This is a genomic window from Sporosarcina sp. ZBG7A (assembly GCF_000813425.1).
Lineage (GTDB): Bacteria > Bacillota > Bacilli > Bacillales_A > Planococcaceae > Sporosarcina.
Genome location: NZ_JWIB01000013.1, coordinates 154,723 through 173,148 on the forward strand (window position 1 = coordinate 154,723; position 18,426 = coordinate 173,148).

Annotated in this window: 19 protein-coding genes; 8 read left to right on the plus strand and 11 right to left on the minus strand. The window is 43.0% G+C overall.

Going from position 1 to position 18,426, the window contains the following annotated elements:
* Positions 1–29 precede the first annotated feature (29 nt).
* Positions 30–1,604 carry a glutathione ABC transporter substrate-binding protein gene (locus tag RL70_RS05820; RefSeq protein ID WP_039042478.1) on the minus strand — a complete coding sequence of 525 codons (1,575 nt, stop codon included), beginning with the start codon at positions 1,602–1,604 and terminating at the stop codon, positions 30–32.
* A gap of 190 nt (positions 1,605–1,794) precedes the next feature.
* On the opposite strand from RL70_RS05820, the gene RL70_RS05825 reads away from it, so the two are divergent.
* The 7 genes from RL70_RS05825 to RL70_RS05855 are packed head-to-tail and all read left to right on the plus strand — an operon-like array spanning position 1,795 to position 8,485.
* Positions 1,795–2,697, plus strand: coding sequence for an ABC transporter permease (locus RL70_RS05825; protein ID WP_039042479.1), 903 nt, complete (start codon positions 1,795–1,797; stop codon positions 2,695–2,697).
* Between the two features lie 12 nt (positions 2,698–2,709).
* Positions 2,710–3,630, plus strand: coding sequence for a nickel ABC transporter permease (gene nikB, locus RL70_RS05830; RefSeq protein WP_039042480.1), 921 nt, complete (start codon positions 2,710–2,712; stop codon positions 3,628–3,630).
* 15 nt (positions 3,631–3,645) lie between these two features.
* On the plus strand, positions 3,646–4,665 hold the full coding sequence (locus RL70_RS05835; protein ID WP_039042481.1) for an ABC transporter ATP-binding protein: 1,020 nt from the start codon (positions 3,646–3,648) through the stop codon (positions 4,663–4,665).
* Positions 4,656–5,651 (plus strand): ABC transporter ATP-binding protein, encoded by a 996-nt coding sequence (locus tag RL70_RS05840; RefSeq protein WP_039042482.1) that lies wholly within the window; start codon positions 4,656–4,658, stop codon positions 5,649–5,651. Before RL70_RS05835 ends, RL70_RS05840 begins: the two co-directional genes overlap by 10 nt.
* Before the next feature lie 49 nt (positions 5,652–5,700).
* A complete protein-coding gene (locus tag RL70_RS05845; protein ID WP_052245800.1) occupies positions 5,701–6,462 on the plus strand; it encodes a sensor histidine kinase in 762 nt (253 codons plus the stop codon).
* Positions 6,463–6,476: 14 nt separating this feature from the next.
* The gene (locus RL70_RS05850; protein ID WP_039042483.1) at positions 6,477–7,187 is read left to right on the plus strand and encodes a helix-turn-helix domain-containing protein; all 711 of its coding nucleotides are present in this window, start codon (positions 6,477–6,479) and stop codon (positions 7,185–7,187) included.
* Entirely contained in the window at positions 7,184–8,485 is a 1,302-nt protein-coding gene (locus RL70_RS05855) for a hypothetical protein (protein ID WP_052245801.1), read from the plus strand. Before RL70_RS05850 ends, RL70_RS05855 begins: the two co-directional genes overlap by 4 nt.
* Here RL70_RS05855 and RL70_RS17810 read toward each other — a convergent pair.
* The 8 genes from RL70_RS17810 to RL70_RS05890 all read right to left on the minus strand — a co-directional run bounded on the left by RL70_RS17810 (position 8,426) and on the right by RL70_RS05890 (position 14,595).
* Entirely contained in the window at positions 8,426–8,710 is a 285-nt protein-coding gene (locus RL70_RS17810; protein WP_156137917.1) for a hypothetical protein, read from the minus strand. The two genes, RL70_RS05855 and RL70_RS17810, sit on opposite strands and share 60 nt — an antisense overlap.
* A 257-nt stretch (positions 8,711–8,967) precedes the next feature.
* The gene (ehuA, locus tag RL70_RS05860; protein WP_039042484.1) at positions 8,968–9,744 is read right to left on the minus strand and encodes an ectoine/hydroxyectoine ABC transporter ATP-binding protein EhuA; all 777 of its coding nucleotides are present in this window, start codon (positions 9,742–9,744) and stop codon (positions 8,968–8,970) included.
* Positions 9,745–9,785: 41 nt separating this feature from the next.
* Positions 9,786–10,472, minus strand: a complete 687-nt coding sequence (ehuD, locus tag RL70_RS05865; protein WP_039042485.1) for an ectoine/hydroxyectoine ABC transporter permease subunit EhuD — start codon at positions 10,470–10,472, stop codon at positions 9,786–9,788.
* Complete coding sequence (locus tag RL70_RS05870; RefSeq protein ID WP_039042486.1) at positions 10,469–11,131, minus strand: amino acid ABC transporter permease; 663 nt, start codon at positions 11,129–11,131, stop codon at positions 10,469–10,471. Before RL70_RS05870 ends, ehuD begins: the two co-directional genes overlap by 4 nt.
* A 102-nt stretch (positions 11,132–11,233) precedes the next feature.
* Positions 11,234–12,100: an ectoine/hydroxyectoine ABC transporter substrate-binding protein EhuB gene (gene ehuB, locus RL70_RS05875; protein ID WP_039042487.1), complete on the minus strand. Its 867-nt coding sequence runs from the start codon at positions 12,098–12,100 to the stop codon at positions 11,234–11,236.
* Between the two features lie 761 nt (positions 12,101–12,861).
* Entirely contained in the window at positions 12,862–13,314 is a 453-nt protein-coding gene (locus tag RL70_RS05880; protein ID WP_039042488.1) for a hypothetical protein, read from the minus strand.
* A complete protein-coding gene (locus RL70_RS05885) occupies positions 13,314–14,111 on the minus strand; it encodes a DUF3100 domain-containing protein (RefSeq protein ID WP_082003332.1) in 798 nt (265 codons plus the stop codon). The genes RL70_RS05880 and RL70_RS05885 overlap by 1 nt, the downstream gene beginning before the upstream one ends.
* Before the next feature lie 298 nt (positions 14,112–14,409).
* Positions 14,410–14,595, minus strand: a complete 186-nt coding sequence (locus RL70_RS05890) for a DUF4177 domain-containing protein (protein ID WP_039042489.1) — start codon at positions 14,593–14,595, stop codon at positions 14,410–14,412.
* Positions 14,596–14,731: 136 nt separating this feature from the next.
* Here RL70_RS05890 and RL70_RS05895 point away from each other — a divergent pair, with 136 nt between their 5' ends.
* Positions 14,732–15,649: an NADP-dependent oxidoreductase gene (locus tag RL70_RS05895; RefSeq protein ID WP_039042490.1), complete on the plus strand. Its 918-nt coding sequence runs from the start codon at positions 14,732–14,734 to the stop codon at positions 15,647–15,649.
* A 163-nt stretch (positions 15,650–15,812) separates the two neighbouring features.
* Here the strand turns inward: RL70_RS05895 and RL70_RS05900 are convergent, their stop codons facing one another.
* Both RL70_RS05900 and RL70_RS05905 read right to left on the minus strand, forming a co-directional pair.
* Positions 15,813–16,991 carry a YeiH family protein gene (locus RL70_RS05900; RefSeq protein WP_052245802.1) on the minus strand — a complete coding sequence of 393 codons (1,179 nt, stop codon included), beginning with the start codon at positions 16,989–16,991 and terminating at the stop codon, positions 15,813–15,815.
* A gap of 138 nt (positions 16,992–17,129) precedes the next feature.
* On the minus strand, positions 17,130–18,356 hold the full coding sequence (locus tag RL70_RS05905; RefSeq protein ID WP_156137926.1) for a dicarboxylate/amino acid:cation symporter: 1,227 nt from the start codon (positions 18,354–18,356) through the stop codon (positions 17,130–17,132).
* Positions 18,357–18,426 lie beyond the last annotated feature (70 nt).

Sequence of the window (18,426 nt, forward strand, 5' to 3'; positions counted from 1 at the left end):
TTATCGCCCTTACTCTTTAACTTCAACGATTACTTAACCGTTGTTTCATTGATTATTAGATAATTCGATGGACTCAACCAGAAATCCTTCACATCGTTATTGTACACAGCAAGATGCTCATAGTTTCGGATTGGAATATAAACCGCATCGTCCATCTCTTGTTGCATCGCTTCTTTATAGATTTCTTCACGCTTGCTTGGTTCCATTTCTACTCGACCTTGTTCAATTAACTTATCGATTTCAGGATTTTGATAGTAGAAGTGGTTACCCGGAGATCCAATAGAATCTGAATGGAACAGGTTATATTGGTTGTAGTCTCCATCGCCTGTTGCGTTCCCCCATCCGCCAATGAACATTTGGTGATTACCACTGTCGACTTCATCGATATACGCACCGTATTCCATTACTTGGATTTCCACATTCACACCGATTCCTTTAAGTTGTGACTGAATCACTTCTGCCATATTAATGCGTTCTTTTCGGTCACTTGTTAGTAATTTCACTGTCACGCCATCTTCAAGTCCAGCTTCCTTCATGAGTTTCTTTGCTTCATTAATATCATATGGATAAGCTTCTACATCTTTGCTGTAACCGAATACTTTCGGACTCATCGCGACATTCGCAAGTGTTCCGACATCATTATATACACCGCTCAAAATTGCTTCGCGCTCAATTGCATAGCTGACTGCCTGTCTTACTTTCACGTCATCAAATGGTGCCGCTGTTGTATTAAAACCAACATACTCTACAGCTAATCCTTCCGCACGATACAAATTGAGAGTATCCGAGCTTTCGATTCGATCTATTTCCGTTACTGGAACTTGGTCTGAAATCTGGGCTTCCCCTTGTTCAACCATCGCAAGTCTTGTTGCATCTTCAGGAACAACTTTAAACACAACTTTATCGAGTTTTACCGGAGTACCCCAATAGTCTTTGTTCTTCACCAAAGTGATATCCTGGCCTGACTTCCAAGATTCAAATACAAAAGGTCCAGTACCTACTGGATGCGTCGCGAGCTTTTCAGCTGACTCACCCAATGCCTTCGGACTAATGATACTTCCTTCATTACTTGCAAGGATTGAAAGTAACGGTGCATACGGTTCAGATAATTTCAGAGTAACGTGAGTTGGATCTTTTACGACAACTTCTTGAATCATCCCAAGCTTTGATTGCTGCGGAGAACCAGTTGCTGGATCAAGAATTCGATCTAGCGTCTTTTTCACAGCTTCTGCATCAAATGGTGTACCATCGTGGAACTTCACATTTTCTACGAGTGTGAATTCCCATGTGAGATCATCCGTTTGTTCCCATTCAGTTGCAAGCATCGGCTTAATGTTCATTTCCTTATCAAACTGGACGAGCGTTTCATAGATTTTCCCATGAACTACGTTTGCAGAAGGAATGTCTGTAATGAAATGCGGATCTAATCCCGTAGCATCAGATAGACGAACGACTGTTAACGTTCCCCCTTCATCCGTTTTCCCTTCCTTACCTTCTGCGCTTCCCTTGTCTTCTGAACTCGACCCACTTGTTGAACAAGCCTGCAAGATTAGAAGCAACACCCCTGTTAGTACTACCGTAAGAAATCTCTTCCAACTCTTCATCGCGCTCCCCCACTTCAATTCGTTTTGTCGTTCTAAATCGATTATATAAAAACAAAACAGAAATCACTTTCAATATCTTGTGATTCTTTTTAAGTATTTTGACTACTTAGAAGATTCCTATTTACACCAGTCCGAAAGCGTCTTACATTTGAACTAATCATAAAAGACATGAGCAGGGAGGGAATGACAGATGGCTTCAAAAGTAACGACGACCCAGTCCATTGATTTGGCTAGAGCCCGAAAGAACACTCGTAAAGAAAGGTGGCAATCCTTTTGGTCCGTGATGACTCAAAACAAAGCCGCTATGGTAGGCGCTGTCATTATAGGTGCGTATCTACTTATGATGCTCATTGCTCCTATCCTCGCACCGTTCGATCCCTATGACATTTCACTAGAGGATAAACTGACACCTCCTTCTATGGAGCACTGGATGGGGACGGATGATAAAGGAAGGGATATTTTAAGCCGCATACTCTATGGATCCCGACTTTCCATAGGAGTCGGCTTCGCTTCCGTATTATTCGGTGCTTTCTTCGGAATTACACTCGGACTAATTGCTGGTTATTACGGTAAATGGGTGGATACCATCATCAGCCGCGTACTGGACATCATGTTAGCTTTCCCAGGAATTCTACTTGCACTTGCCATCATCAGTGCACTTGGACCTGGATTGATCAACGTCACAATCGCAGTAGGTGTTTTCTCAATTCCTCTGTTCGCAAGGATTGTACGCGGTTCTACTATGGAAGTAAAAAAGCTGGAGTATATTGATGCAATTCGAACAATCGGTGCAAACGATTTCATCATCATCTTCAGACACATTTTGCCTAACGTGATGTCACCGATTATCGTTCAAGGCTCGATGCGTCTTGCAACAGCGATTCTTTCAGCGGCTGGCCTATCCTTCTTGGGACTCGGCGCACAACCTCCATCACCCGAATGGGGTGCCATGCTTTCAAGCGGACGAGATTTTCTATTCAGCGCTCCGTATATGGCCATTTTCCCTGGACTAATGATTTCCATTCTGGTTCTTGGATTTAATCTCTTTGGGGATGGTCTAAGGGATGCCCTCGACCCTAAACTAAAAAAATAAGGAGGTTCACATATGTTTTTGTTCATCGCAAAACGATTGGTACAAATTATTCCTGTCATATTAGGTGTGACTCTAGTTGTCTTTCTTATCATGCAAATGGTCCCCGGTGATCCCGCTGCTATTTTAGCAGGTGAAGGCGCTTCCCAAGATACGATTGAGCAATACCGTGAAGACTTAGGTCTCAACCGTCCAATTGCTGAGCAATATCTAACGTACGTAGGGAACGTATTTCAAGGAGATTTCGGGAATTCCTTAAAAAACAAACAACCTGTACTTGATGAAATCCTACTCCGACTTCCAATCACAATGGAACTCGCCTTTTATAGCATCCTCATTACAGTCGTACTTGGTTTAGCTGCCGGTATTATCTCAGCTGTGAAGCCATACTCCATCCGCGATGTCAGTGTGATGGTCGTTGCCCTATTGGGGATTTCCCTTCCTAGCTTTTGGCTTGGACTTCTGCTGATGTATCTGTTTTCGGTGAAGCTCCAATGGTTACCTGTTGCGGGATGGGATGGACCTGCAAATATTATTTTACCAGCCGTCACACTCGGCGTTGGTGGGGCCGCGATTGTTGCTCGAATGACGCGGTCTAGCATGCTGGACGTCATCGGTCAGGATTATATTCGAACAGCACGTGCAAAAGGATTGAAAGAGCACTTCGTAATTTACAAGCATGCACTACGGAATGCACTGATTCCCGTTATCACAGTCGTTGGACTGCAATTCGGTAGTTTGCTTGGCGGTACTGTCCTAGTCGAGTCTGTATTTGCCATAAACGGTCTCGGGCGAATGATTGTCGATGCAATTCGAACACGTGATTTACCAATGGTACAAGGCGGCGTATTAGTCGCTTCACTCGTCTTCGTGTTCGTTAACTTACTTGTGGACGTACTCTACCGCGCGGTCAACAAACGAATCGATTTGAACTAAAGGGAGGGATTGACAATGAGTAAAGAAGTCGTTTTACAAGTAAAGAATTTGAAAACACATTTTACAACTTCAAAAGGTATCGCAAAAGCGGTGGATGGAGTGGATTTCACACTTCATAAAGGAGAAACACTAGGAATTGTAGGAGAATCAGGATGTGGGAAGTCAATAACATCCCTCTCCCTGTTACGGCTCATTCCTTCACCTCCTGGAAAAATCGTTGCAGGAGAAATCCTGCTCAACAACAAAGACATCGTAAAGATGAAGGAGGAAGAATTACGCAAAGTTCGGGGCAATCAGTTGTCCATGATTTTTCAAGAACCGATGACTAGCTTAAATCCAATTATTCCCGTGGGTGAGCAAATCGCAGAAACGATACGCTTACATCAACGTCTCCCTCGGAAGAAAGCCTGGCAAAAAGCTGTAGATTTGTTGGAACTAGTCGGGCTTCCCTCTCCAGAAAAGCGTGCAAAACAAGAACCTTTTCAGTTAAGTGGTGGTATGAGACAACGAGTTATGATTGCAATGGCACTCGCATGTACCCCAGAAGTACTCATAGCGGACGAACCAACAACTGCGTTAGATGTAACGATTCAAGCTCAAATCTTGGAGTTGATGAAAGACTTACAACGACAAATCGGGATGAGTATCATCTTCATCACGCACGATTTAGGAGTTGTGGCTGAAGTGTGTGACCAAGTAGCCGTTATGTATGCAGGCCAAGTGGTCGAACACCGCAATGCAAAAGATCTATTTAAAACGCCTTTACATCCGTATACGCAAGGATTACTCAAATCACTTCCGAACATTCACGAAAATCAGGAAGTACTGCAGACCATAGAAGGATCCGTTCCCTCACCATATGATTATCCAATCGGTTGCCGTTTTGCAGATCGTTGCCCACACGCAAAAGAAATCTGCCGGGAAGAAGCTCCAGAGTTATTAGAGACTGAAAACGAAAACACAAAAGTACGCTGCTTCATGCATACAGAAAAGTGGAATTCAATTCGACAGGAGGGGGAACTGGTATGTCCGTAACGAAAAAAGCGCCAATTTTACAGGTTGATCATTTAAAGCAATACTTCCCTCTCAAAAAAGAATCACTCTTTTCACCGAAACAAACTGTGAAAGCAGTCGATGACATTTCTTTCAACTTATATCCAGGAGAAACATTGAGCATCGTCGGAGAATCAGGGTGCGGAAAGTCAACTACCGGACGTTCCATATTACGACTCGACGAACCGACTGAAGGCGAAGTCATGTTCAATGGTACTCCAATGACCACACTCAATAAGAAAGCATTACGTGATATTCGTGGCGACATTCAAGTCATCTTTCAAGACCCTTACGCTTCTTTGAACCCACGACAAACGATCCGAAAGATGCTGCAGGAAGCAATGACGATTCAAAAAGTGATGCCGAAAGAACAAATGGAGGGTCGACTTCTTGAACTGATGTCACTCGTAGGGCTTCGACCTGAATACTTAGAACGGTATCCTCATGAGTTTTCAGGAGGACAGCGACAACGAATCGGTATCGCGAGAGCGCTTTGTGTGAATCCTAAAGTGATTATTTGCGACGAAGCGGTATCTGCTTTAGACGTTTCCATTCAAGCTCAAATCATTAATCTGCTCAAAAGTATGCAGCGCGATCTCGATTTAACGTTCCTATTCATCTCTCATGATTTAAGTGTTGTCCGACATATTTCAGACCGCGTTATCGTAATGTACTTAGGAAAAATCGTGGAAATTGCAGATAAAGACTCTCTTTTCGATTCACCTAGCCATCCATATACAAAAGCACTCTTGTCAGCCATTCCATCCATTGATGAGCAGCATAAAAGGAATAGAATCATTTTAAAAGGAGACGTTCCTTCTCCGATCAATCCACCAACTGGTTGTCGCTTCCATACACGGTGTCCCTTTGCAACGGATTTATGTAAAACTGACGAGCCTCTGCTACGTCCACTGACGGAAACTCATCAAGTAGCTTGTCATTTCGCAGAAAATTTACTCAGCAGTTGACACATCTGCTAAAATTAGAACAATCCTTTTCTCGCTGGAGGTTATGCCCATGATGTCCATCGACTCCTTTTCGTTATATGTATTATTATGTATACTCGCCCCTCTAGCAGGGGCTTTTACACTTGCATTCATCATGATCTTCGAAAGTCGCTTTGACTTCCTTCAGAACGTTGCGAGTAAATCCAAACTGGAAAAGGAATTGCAATATGCCCAATACTATCAGCTCAATCAGCGCATTAAACCCCATTTCTTCTTCAACACGCTGAATACCATGCTAAGCTTGGCACGATTAGATCGAAAACAAGAACTGATTACTAGCTTGGAAGTGATGTCGAAATTCATGAGATATAATTATCAAACGAACGAAATGCTCGTCCCGCTCATGGACGAATTGGCATACACCAATAGTTATCTCGATATTCAGCGATTGCGTTTTGGAAAACGAGTACAAACTCATCAAACAATTGAAGAGGAAGCAAAGCTAGCGTACATTCCTCCATTCGTTCTCCAAACAATGGTTGAAAATACGTTCAAGCACGCTTTCGAAAAATTTCCGGGTCCAGCAACCCTTAAAATCATCATTTTTCTTCAAGACAATTTGATCCACATAGAAGTGTGGAATACGCATCTCCAGCATTCCTCAAAGAAAAAGGAAGACTTTACCCGAGAAGATGGACTAGGAGTCGCCAACATACGAGAAAGGCTTACTCTATTGTTTCCTGATGAATCCACCTCATTTACAATGTCGTATATCGGCGAGGAAGCATGTGCAAAAATAATAATCCCATTTCGAGAAAAACCTATAGTCTAGAAAGGAGTGAGCTAATGTACATTTTACTAGTCGACGACGAACCACTAGAGCTCGAGCAACTCGAGTATTTAATGAAACCTCACTTCCCTTATTGGACATTCTTAAAAGCAACTGATGCTGCAACAGCACTAATACTAGCGAAAACTCAAAAAATCTCCGTAGCATTTTTAGATATTCAAATGCCCGGAAAAGACGGTTTAACTCTCGGTATGGAACTGAAACAATTGTACGACTTGGACATTATCATGGTCACTGCTTTTCAATCGTTCGACTATGCACAACAATCGATTCGAATTGGTGTAAACGACTACATTACAAAGCCTGTCATTGAATCGGAACTTATCCAAACACTGCAAAAGTACGAAAAATGGAATGCAAAGTCAGACTCCATCCAAAAAGCATTACACGTTATCCACGAATGCTATGCTGAAAAGCTTCCTTTATCAGCAGTAGCAGCAAAGATCCATCTTAGCCCTACGTACTTGAGCCGAAAGTTTCTCGAGGAAATGGACGTTGGCTTCGCAGATTATCTGAATTCCTATCGGCTAGAAATGGCAAAACGGATGTTAATCAACGACACAGAAGCCAGCATTTCCACGGTTGCCGACAATACGGGTTTCAATAGCCAACATTACTTCAGCTCATTGTTTCGAAAAAACTTCGGCATGACGCCGACTGCCTATAGACTACAAATTATGAATGACTCAGAGGCTAGTCCTGTATGAAAAACTATAATTACTATATGACAGGTGCGATCACTCTTGGCATTTCAACTGCAATTATCTCTTTACTCGCCCGTTGGATTACCGCAAATACAATTTTGTCTTCTCCTGAAGCACTCATTAAATACGGTTTAGTCGGGAGTATTGGGTATTCATTCATGGGGGCTGTTGCTCTCCTTTTATTCGGAATGATCTCGCTTCGAATTCGTACGTCCTATCCTAATTTACGAACTATCGGAGATTTGTTTCAAGTCCGGCTCCATAAGGACGGCTACTACATTTTGTCTGCTATCGTTCTATTTCTCGGATTAGACTCGCTCTTCATGCAGGCGATTGGGGCTTCCGTACTTTTCGAATTATTGCTTGGGGTTCCCGTCTGGATCTCCTTACTCTTCTTTTTCTTATATACCTTTCTTTTCGCAGGAATAGGCGGCATGAAATGGATTCACAGACTTGAAGGTCCAGCACTTATCTTTATCTTTAGTGCAATTATTTTTATCCCGATGTTTTTCTTTATAGGTGAAGGTGCGACTAATATCTATCAAGGTATACGGCTTCTGCATCCTTACCTCCTGTTCACAAACAATCAGGAAGCCTTTTACTTCGCAGCAACCGCTATGCTCATCGGTTTCGGCCAAATGATATCTGACCGCGCAACTTGGCAACGCCTCTATCTGATCGACATAAAAAAAGTTCGAATGAGCTTTTATTTAACAGCACTAATCTGGTGTACAATTCCACTAGCTCTTGGTGGAATGCTGATGATTGTCATCTACGACCAATCCTTTGCAGAAACGTACTCGCTATTATTCGAGCTCGTTAAGAAGATTAAACCATTATTCCTATCGGCCATCTTTTTCCTTTTCTGCTTCAGCACCATCTCAAGCACGATGAACGCCGAACTTCACGCAACAACGGTTCACTTCGTGCGCAATATCCAACATAAGATTCGACCTGACATGAGTGATAAACAGTTACATAAAGCTTCCTATCAATTCTCTGCACTGATTTTGTTCGTGTTGCTCATACTCGCACACTTCTACAACTTCGATGCCCTACAGTTCCTATTCTTCTTCGGAACCCTGTACGCAGCACTCGTTCCAGTCATGCTGATCATCGTACTATCTAAACGAAAAATATCTCGACTGCTCCCTTACGCAGCCCCCATCGCTGCCATTGCCGTTCATATATCACCTTTAGTGAGCGGTCCTCTTTTGACGATTTGGTGGAGCTTCCTCATTTCACTCATTATTTCGTTCAGTTCTATGCTTTTCGCTAAACGTGAACTTTTCAGTGACTAGACGTTTGTCTTGAGCGATGATGATTTGAACTGGTAAACCCGACCTGTATAAGTAGAGGTCGGGTGCTTTTTTATGATTAAGGAGATGGATTTTCTCTCTTGGCGCACGAAATTGTGTCTTGTTTCCGATTATTTTTCCCATGTTGCCGATTCTTCGCTTAGTAATGCCGATTCCACTCGTCATATTTCCGATTCTTCGCCCGAAACTGCCGATAACCGCTGTCATTTTGCCGATTCTCTTTTCAGCAGGCATTATGTCATTAAAATCAAGCGCAGCGCTACCAATTAACCCATTACATTGGTTGAATTGTGTCTCGTTATCGAGAAACTTTGCTGAGTGTCGGAGAAATCTAGTAATGTGATAGAGAAAACCTTACGAGTGATGGACAAAGCCCCTTATGTGATGAAGAAATAATCATGAGTGATTAACAACGCAAAAAAGACCCATCTCGCCAATGCGAAACAGGTCTCTTCTATATAATATTATCGATTCACCGTAAAGCGACTTAAGAAATCTTGCAGCCGCTCACTTTTCGGGTTCACTAAAATGTCTTCTGGATGACCCTCTTCCTCAATCACACCGTCGTTCAAAAAGACGACGCGATCCGCGATATCGAGCGCGAAATCCATTTCGTGCGTAACGAGAATCATCGCCATTTCGCCTTCTTTCGCGAGATCACGGATGACTTCAAGCACTTCACCGACAAGCTCAGGGTCAAGAGCCGACGTCACTTCATCAAACAGCATGACTTTCGGTCTCATCATGAGCGCCCGTGCCATGGCAACACGTTGCTTTTGGCCACCTGAAAGTTGAGCAGGATACAGATCGATTTTATCTCCCAAACCAACCTTCTCCAGCATTTCGACAGCCGTCGCTTTCACTTCTTTCTTACTTTCATTTTTCACAAGGACTGGTGCTAGCATACAATTCTCCAGTATGGTCATGTGTGGGAACAGGTTGAAATGTTGAAATACCATTCCGATATCTCCACGAATAGAATGCAAATGGGGATCATCCGCTCTCACCCATTCACCTTTTTTCTCCATTTGCCAAAGGTTTCTTCCACCTACATCAATCACGCCCATCGTTGGTTCTTCGAGCGTCATAAGCATTCGGATAATCGTCGTTTTTCCGGAACCACTTGGTCCAATCAACGCCACTTTTTCCGCAGGCTGAATGTCCAAATCTATTCCTTTTAGCACTTCGATATCCCCAAATGATTTATGGACATCTGTATATTTCACTATTGGTTCATCCATTCGAAATCTCCTTTTTCAACAACATATTGGCTCTCAATCGCTTAAGAAGTCACTGCCTTTTTATCAAACTTACGGTTATATTTCTTCTCTAATTTGCTGATCAATATCGCTGATGGATAGCTCAACAACAGGAAGAACAACGCTACAACCGTTAGTGGCTCCACGAACTTGTAGTATTGTGAGCCATAGTCATTCGCAATATGAAGCATCGCTACAACACCGATCGTTGACGCTAGTGGAACTTCTTTAAACATGATAATTAAATAATTCCCAAGCATCGGAATCGTTGGGGGAATTGCTTGAGGAAGAATAATTTTCGTCCACTTTTGTCTTGTGGATAAATTCAGCGCAGTCGAAGCTTCCCATTGCCCTTTATCCACAGATTCAATTCCGGATCGGTACACTTCAGACATGTACGTGCTGAAATGAATTCCGAGACCTAAAATCGCTGCAACGAACGGATTAAGCGAAACGCCGACTACCGGAATTACTGGCCAGGCGTAAAATATGAAAAACAATTGAACAAGCGGCGGCGTCGAGCGAATGAACTCCGCAATCCATCCAAAAATACTTCGCACAATTTTCGATGGAATACGGCTCATGAACACCCAAAAGAATCCACATACCGCTGCAAACAAATAACACGCTAACGTTAAGCCCACTGTAATCCAAAGCCCTTTTGCAATAAGCGGAATGGTCTCAAAAAATACGGTCCAACTCCAATTCATCCGAGAGCCACCCCTTTCTTCGACATACTCTCCATTTTTTTAGTGAATGCAATGAGAGGCAACGCAATCACGAAGTACATCACGAGGAGAAGCAAATAGACTGTTGGGGAATCCGATAAATGTGTGCTTCGGTAAATATTTCCGTAGTACAGCAAATCCGTTAATCCAATCAAAGAAACGAGTGAGGTCGCCTTTAATATTTGGATTAAGTAGTTGCCATATTCCGGGAGCATCATCCGAATTGCTTGAGGGATAATAATGTGACGCATGCGTTGGAACTTCGATAAGTTCAGTGCAATCGAAGCTTCCGTCTGACCCGCAGGAACTGCTTGAATCGACCCTCTGACAATTTCAGACATATATGCTCCGTAGTTTAATGAAATCGCGAGCACCGCGACCCAAATGTCACTTCCCAGATGGATATTAAATAGACCCGGAAGTGCATAGGAGAACCAAAACAATTGGACTATCAAAGACGTTCCTCTAAAAATTTCAACATAGAAACCGGTCACCCCTGTAACTAACCGATTCGTTGACACGCGCGACAGCCCTGCAACAAGCGCAATGATCGTACTACAGATAATCGAGAGTACGAGCACCAGCAGTGTCACTTTTAAGCCCTGCACGAGGGTAGAAAATATATCGGGTAAAGAACCCACAAACACCACTCCATTGTGTACGATTTAATAATCTTTACTAGTTTACAAGTTGAAGAACCAAGAAAAGGGTCATGCCGAACACGGCGTGACCCGATCGTTTTCTTAGTAATTCTCACCGCTACAAACACTTTCAGTCGTAATGTCGTTATCGACCGTGTTCATTTCTTCAGTAAAGCCAAACGGTTCGATCAATGCTGCAATTTCGCCGTTCTCCTTCATCTTTTTAAGTTCCGCATTGTATGCTTCACGTAGCTCATCGTCTTCGTTCAAGAACGCTGCAGCTCCATAACTAGGAACACCTTCGATTTCCGGCTGTTCGAATTCATTTACAAACTCAAGCTTGTCGATGTTAGCAGATTCAAGTGCCATTTTAATCGTCATTTCTGTTCCAGTTGTCACAGCCGCACGACCTGATTCAACAGCTGAAAATGATGCTGGAATGTCCGGAACCATCATGATTTGGCTTTCAGCGACGCCTTCCTTAATCATGAATTCCTTCTCTGTCGCACCACTCATCACTGCAACTTTTACATCAGGGTTCGCAGCAATATCTTTATAACTTTTCAAGTTCATCGGATTTCCCGTTTCAACGATCAATCCTTCACCATATTTAATTTCCGGTTCACCAAACGCTACGTTTTTACAACGGTCCGGAGTAATCGCCATTCCCGCTGTAATGACGTCAAACTTACCTGCGCCCAATCCTGGAATCAAGTTCCCGAACTCCGACAACTTCCCGTCGACTTCGTCTATCCCCAGGTTTTCAAAGACCGCTTTGGCAATAGCAACCGCAGCTCCTTGCAATTCTCCATCTTCTTCATATGCATACGGTTTCTCATTGGCAAAGCCGACTTTGACAACGCCTTTCTCCTTCAAATCTTCTAACTTACTTCCACTTTCTTCTTTCCCACATGCTGCTAAAACGACTAGCATCATGATTGCCAAAAACCCAACCAACGATTTCTTCATTATTCTCCTCCTTGATATTTTCATAAAACAAATTACCAGTACATCATTAACCGTATCACACCTAAATTTTCATTACAAACCGATTTCTGTGTTTTCCACCAATGGATATAAAAGGGAATATTCGTTTAACCTAGTGATGATAACGGTTACAAGAGATCTAAATTACTGAAAAAATAGTTTAAAAAGTTTTTTCAATAGGCTAAAAGTATTTCATTTTGAACGAAATGTGAATTTGACTTATTTTTAATTTACCAGAGAAAATAACAACTTTTATTCGTTTTTTAATCATAAAACGAAAGGCCATTTTTAATACTCCAATCCCCAAAGCCCATATACATACGATAGTCTGCATAGCCTATCCTTGAAAAAGCAAAGAGCCACCAATTAATCCCTTATAACCAATTGAATTGTTTCTCGTTATCGAGAAACTTCACTATGTGTCGGAGAAACCTGGAGTTGTGATGGAGAAACACTCCCGCCTGATGGAGAAATCACTTACCACTTCGGACATTCAACGTCATGTGTAGGAGAACACGAAATTGACTATGCGTAGTTGAATTGCCCATCCTTGAACAATCAAAGCGCTATCAATTAATCCCTTATAACCAATTGAATTGTTTCTCGTTATCGAGAAACTTCACTATGTGTCGGAGAAACCTAGAGTTGTGATGGAGAAAACCTTATAAGTGATCAAAACGTCATCCGCACGCAAAAAAAAGACCCAGCCGCTCAAATGCGACTGGGTCATCTCTATCCTCCATTTAAATAATGCCTTGGAATCGTAATATAATCTCCGCAATGACTGCCGAACCGAGGAACGTTCCGATCATGACCAAGCTTGCGACGATCAGCGTACGCCAGCCGAGCTTGACGAAATCAGACCATGAACGTCCGATGGCAATCCCAGCATACGCTAGAATTGGTGTCGTCAACGCCAACAACTGAACTTGGGTTGTCCATTCTACAACTTTATCAGAACCTGGGAACCATGGCATCGACACGACCACTCCAATGATGGAAATGTAGGCGATACTCGGGAAATTCAAAGGGATAATCTCTTTTAAGATGAACCCTGCCAAGCAGATACCAATTAGAATTGCCATACCCGGAAGTGCAGAAAGTGGGAAGATATCGTAACCGATCCAGTTTCCGATTAATCCACTGACGCCTACTATAACTAATAACAATACCCATTCTTGAATATTTTTCAGCATCAATACCCCTCCTTCTTCCGAGTCATCCAGCCATATAATTTTTCAGTGAGTGGCAGTGCGATAAAGATACTGACCCAAAGACCGCTTGATAAGGAGAGTAAGTTACTCGCTCCTGAAAGCGCAACGATTTGTGTCTCTAGATCCGGAAAAGCTGCGATTAGCGACCCACTTGCCGCAGCCATCATACTTCCGCTTCCTACTCCTGAAGCCAAAGCAAACGATAGTGGGCTGAGTGGTGTAATTGTCGCGAGTAGTCCTGACAACAAACCTAAGAACACTGCACCGAAAACTGTCCCGAAAATATACATTGCCATGACTCCGCGACCTTCCGGCGAACCCATTCCGTATTTATCCATTATCAAGCCCACGTTCGGCTCACGTCCAATCGAGTGTGTCATCCCGATTGCTTCGCGTTTCATCCCAAGCCAAATCGCAACAGGCAGTGCAATTAAAATTGTAACAAGGTGACCGAGTTCTTGAAGCAAAAGTGCAGGTCCTGCTGCAATTACTTCTGGCAACGACGGACCGATAATGACTCCGATTTTCGCTAGTAACAACGAAACTCCTAGCACAATAATTGGCTCCGCATTGACCGACTGACGTTCTTTCACAGCCGGTGTAAAGTACAAAATAATTCCTATTCCGAGCGCGTACAACATCGGAAGCAATAACACGACCCCAGGGCCGACTTTAATTCTAAACGTTCCGATCAATTCCGTAACGATTACTATCGCTAAAACAATTGCGTGTAAACGCCAATCTTTCCATAATCCCATTGCCGCATTCCCATCCTGCATGTTAGTTCTTCCCCCTTCACCTATTGGAAGTTGAATCACTACCTCGCTGATTCATTATCCACCTATAATTTCAGATTAAACTGATTTCAAAAACGCCATCAATTTACCTCTCATAACGCACTCCATAAATTCTCTGTGAACATCTACAAAAATCTATGTTATGCAGTATACAAGATAATTCAGTTAAAGGGAAGAGATATTTTAGCCTAGTAAAGCGTTAACAAAAAATGTTATTCAAAAAGACATAAAAAGCTTATCTACCAACCAGCAGATAAGCTCCTCAAAATTCATATGTCTATTACATTTTGGAATCTCTTTCAAATACAAGTTTTAAATCCGTTGTACCACCTGTAGTTGTGGAGAACGGTATGATTGAATGCAACCGCCATCCTTTCGCAGCATTCTCATTCATAACTTGCTCCTCGTTCTCTTTAGGCGTTCCCTTCCAGCTACTCTTGATTGTCACGACTTTATACGTGTACATTGCGACTCCTCCTTTTTTAGAACAGGGAGATTTAGTGATTCATTGGAAATAACCTTGCAATCCCCTATTACTACTTCAGCAATAACGTTATGATATACTGAATTTACTAAAATCTCAAAAGGAGTTGCATCCTATTATGAAGGCACTTGTTAAAAGGAGTGCCGCACCAGATGATATCGCGTTAGAAGAAGTGGAGATTCCAACCCTCAGTGATGATGAATTGCTCGTCCGTGTAAAAGCTGTCGGCGTCGGAATCAATGACTCCTATTTTCTCCCTCAGGAAATTGACTATCCCTATCCAATTGGAATCGAAGCCGCTGGTGTTGTTGAAGAAACCGGGAGTCTAGTAACGGACTATCAAAAAGGTGATCGCATCGCTTTCGTTAGTATGATGCAACCTAAAGGGGGCACGTGGGCTGAATACGCAGTGGTTCAGCAAGACTCTCTCATCTTACCCATCCCTGCAAATATGGATTTTGCAGAAGCCGCTGCAGTACCAGTCGCAGGCAACACCGTTTTGCGTGCGCTTACTGCACTCCATTTGAAAGAAGGCGATTCCGTATTCATCGCCGGCGCTTCAGGTGCAATCGGTACATTCGCAATCCAGTTTGCCAAGACGCGTGGCAGGAAAGTGGCAGGATCCGCTTCCCCTCAAAACCACGACTACATGAAATCGCTCGGTGCTGATAAAACCGTAGACTATAATGATCCGAATTGGGCAAATCAAATCCGCGAGTGGATGCCTAACGGCGTCGATGCGGCCATAGCGATCCAGCCCGGAACGGGAACGGAGAGTATGCACGTCGTAAGAGACGGTGGCACCGTCATCACAATTTCTGGCGATCGCATCGAGCCAGAACGCGGCATCACCGCTGCATTCGTCCCTCATAAGGCAGATGTTCAGAATGAAGTCAAACAGCTCATTCAAGAAATTGCTGCGGGTACATACAAGCTCGTCATTGAACAAACTTACCCATTCGAACAAGGAATCGTAGCTCTTCAGAAAACTCAAACCCGCCATGCACGCGGAAAGTTAGTATTGACGTTGGAATAAAATCAATCCCCCTTCTGCCTAATAGAAGGGGGATTTTTAGGGATCAAGAATGAATTGTTTACAACATTCCTAGGCTTTATCTGTTACTTCAATGTCCTCTGACAGCTCTTTCTTATGCCAAGTACTTATCTACCAATCAACTAAATGCCTGATTTACTATTTATCAGATAACAATTAAATGACCGAAGAACGAAATCAGAAGCAAGCTAACTGCACCTACTGACACAGCAGCAATTAATCCGATATAGAACGGTTTGATCCCCAATCCTTTAAAGACTTTGAAATTCGTAGATAATCCGACGCCAGCCATCGCCAATCCTAGCATGTACTTCGATCCGAATGAACTCCAGGAATTGTAGAATCCTTCCCATATCGATAGAGTCAGGAAGCCAAATGCTGATCCACTATTCGCTGCCGTCCAATCCCCAATCGTTCTGACCAATGCCAGTGCCAAAAACCCAATTACGAATACAGGGATTAACTTATACCACTTTGGAATACTGTATTCCGTACCGTCCTCATTTTTTCCCGCTCCCTTAAAGAAGAAGTATGAGATGAGTGGAATGACAGCTATGATAAATAAATTCCGTGTAAGCTTCGTAACTGTAGCGACGTCTACTACTTTTTGCATATCAAACATTTGGCTATAAATAAGTGCTGAACCGGTTACCTGTGCAGTATCGTGAATTGCTGTCCCTAGAAATAACCCTATTTTGATGGGGTCTCCTGCAAAAAAGAGATTGGCCAAGTAGGGATACAACAGCATGCCGACCAACCCAAAAATTGTGATGTTTGCGACAGCGTAGGAGATTTCATCATCTTTTGCTTTGACCACTGGAGAAACAGCCATGATTGCAGTGACCCCGCAAATCCCTGTCCCGCAAGCAATTAACGTCCCTAGACGATTCGATTGATTCATTTTTTTCGTGAAATAAAGGGTGACGAACAACCCCGAAGTGATACATGCAATAATTAGTGGAAGCCCCCATGCACCAAGCTTCAACGCTTCCGTCAGACTTAAACGTAGTCCGAGTAAAATGATCCCAGCCCGCAATGCGTATTTGACGGAATACGCTACTCCCTCCATGAAAATCGTATGTAATCCTACTGTATTCCGGATAATGATCCCGATTATAATGGCGACAAATATTCCAGACACCGGACTTGCGCTTCCTTCTGGCAATAAATTCAGTGCAACAATCAACTTGCCAATCAGACCCGCTGCGTAAATCCCTACAAGGGTAACAATTAGACAGAACATTATCCCTGGTAAGACTCGTACAACTAAACTACGAATTGGATTGGCGTTATCTGCTTCAGAACTTTCATTCGTCTTTCTCATACAATCTTCCCTTCACTCGTCGTGTACTTCATCATTACCATATCAGAGATCAATTCACCCGCAAAGGGGAATTGACAATTCCTCTTTGCGGGCATTTGAAAAAATATTTATTTACAAAACTTGATGGAAATCATCCGGTCAGCTTTGCTGTACTTCTTTCGATTCATCTACCCATAGTTCATCTTCCGTTGATGCAACTACAACAGCAGCTGAAGCATCACCTAGGATGTTTACAGTTGTGCGGAACATGTCTAGAATCCGATCGATTCCAGCAATCAATGCAATTCCTTCCAACGGCATGTTCACGGAAGTTAACACCATCGCCAGCATAATTACACCTGCGCCTGGAACTCCAGCTGCACCTATCGATGCTAACACGGCTGTAAGTACTACGGTCAATAATTGTAGAAACGTTAACTCCAACCCGTAAAATTGTGCAATGAATACAACAGCTACCCCTTGATAGATCGCCGTACCATCCATATTTATAGTCGCGCCAAGTGGGAGCACGAAGCTGCTTATCTTCTTCGAGACACCTAAATTCTCTTGCGTGTTTTTCAACGTGACGGGCAATGTTCCCGCGCTGCTGCACGTACTGAAAGCGACGACAGCCGCTGGAGCCATTCCTTTAAAGAACTTCATCGGACTCATCTTCGCAAACTTTTTAACTGCCATCGAGTACACGAAAATCACATGGACGATGCAGGCTATCGCGACCGCTAAAATCACTTTTAAAAGTGGCATTAATACGGCTATCCCATATTCCCCAACGACTGGTGCAACAAGACCTAAAATTCCGATCGGTGCAACCCACATAACGATTCCTGTTATTTTGTACATGATTTCTGCAAAGCCCTCAAAGAATTTGTAAACTGGTTGTGCTTTTTCGCCTACCAACGTGATCGCTAGGCCGATGAATATCGCGAAGAAGATAATCTGCAAGATATTTCCTGAGGCTAACGCTGTAAACGGGTTATCTGGGATGATGTTCAGTAGAGTAGCAATTACCCCTCCCGTTTCATTCACCTCAGCCGCAACCTCGGGCACACTCACATTCACGCCTTTACCTGGCGAGATCACATATGCAAAGGCTAAACCGATCATAACCGCAATCGCACTCGTCACCAAGTAATAAGAAATTGTCTTAACGCCAATCCGGCCTAACTGTTTCGGGTCTCCTGTACTCGCAACTCCCACAACTAACGAAGCTAAAATAAGTGGCGCGATAATGAACTTAATGAGGCGTAAAAACAAATCACCTAATGGTTTGATGACCTCGATGGACTGCCCAAAAATAACACCTAGAAGTATGGCAATTACAAAAGCAATAAATATTTGCATTAATAAGTTCCCTTTAATTCTCATCATTTCTCTCCTTCCGCATATTATTGTAAGCGTTTACAAATTGTGATTAGCTGATCATGAAAATCATGAT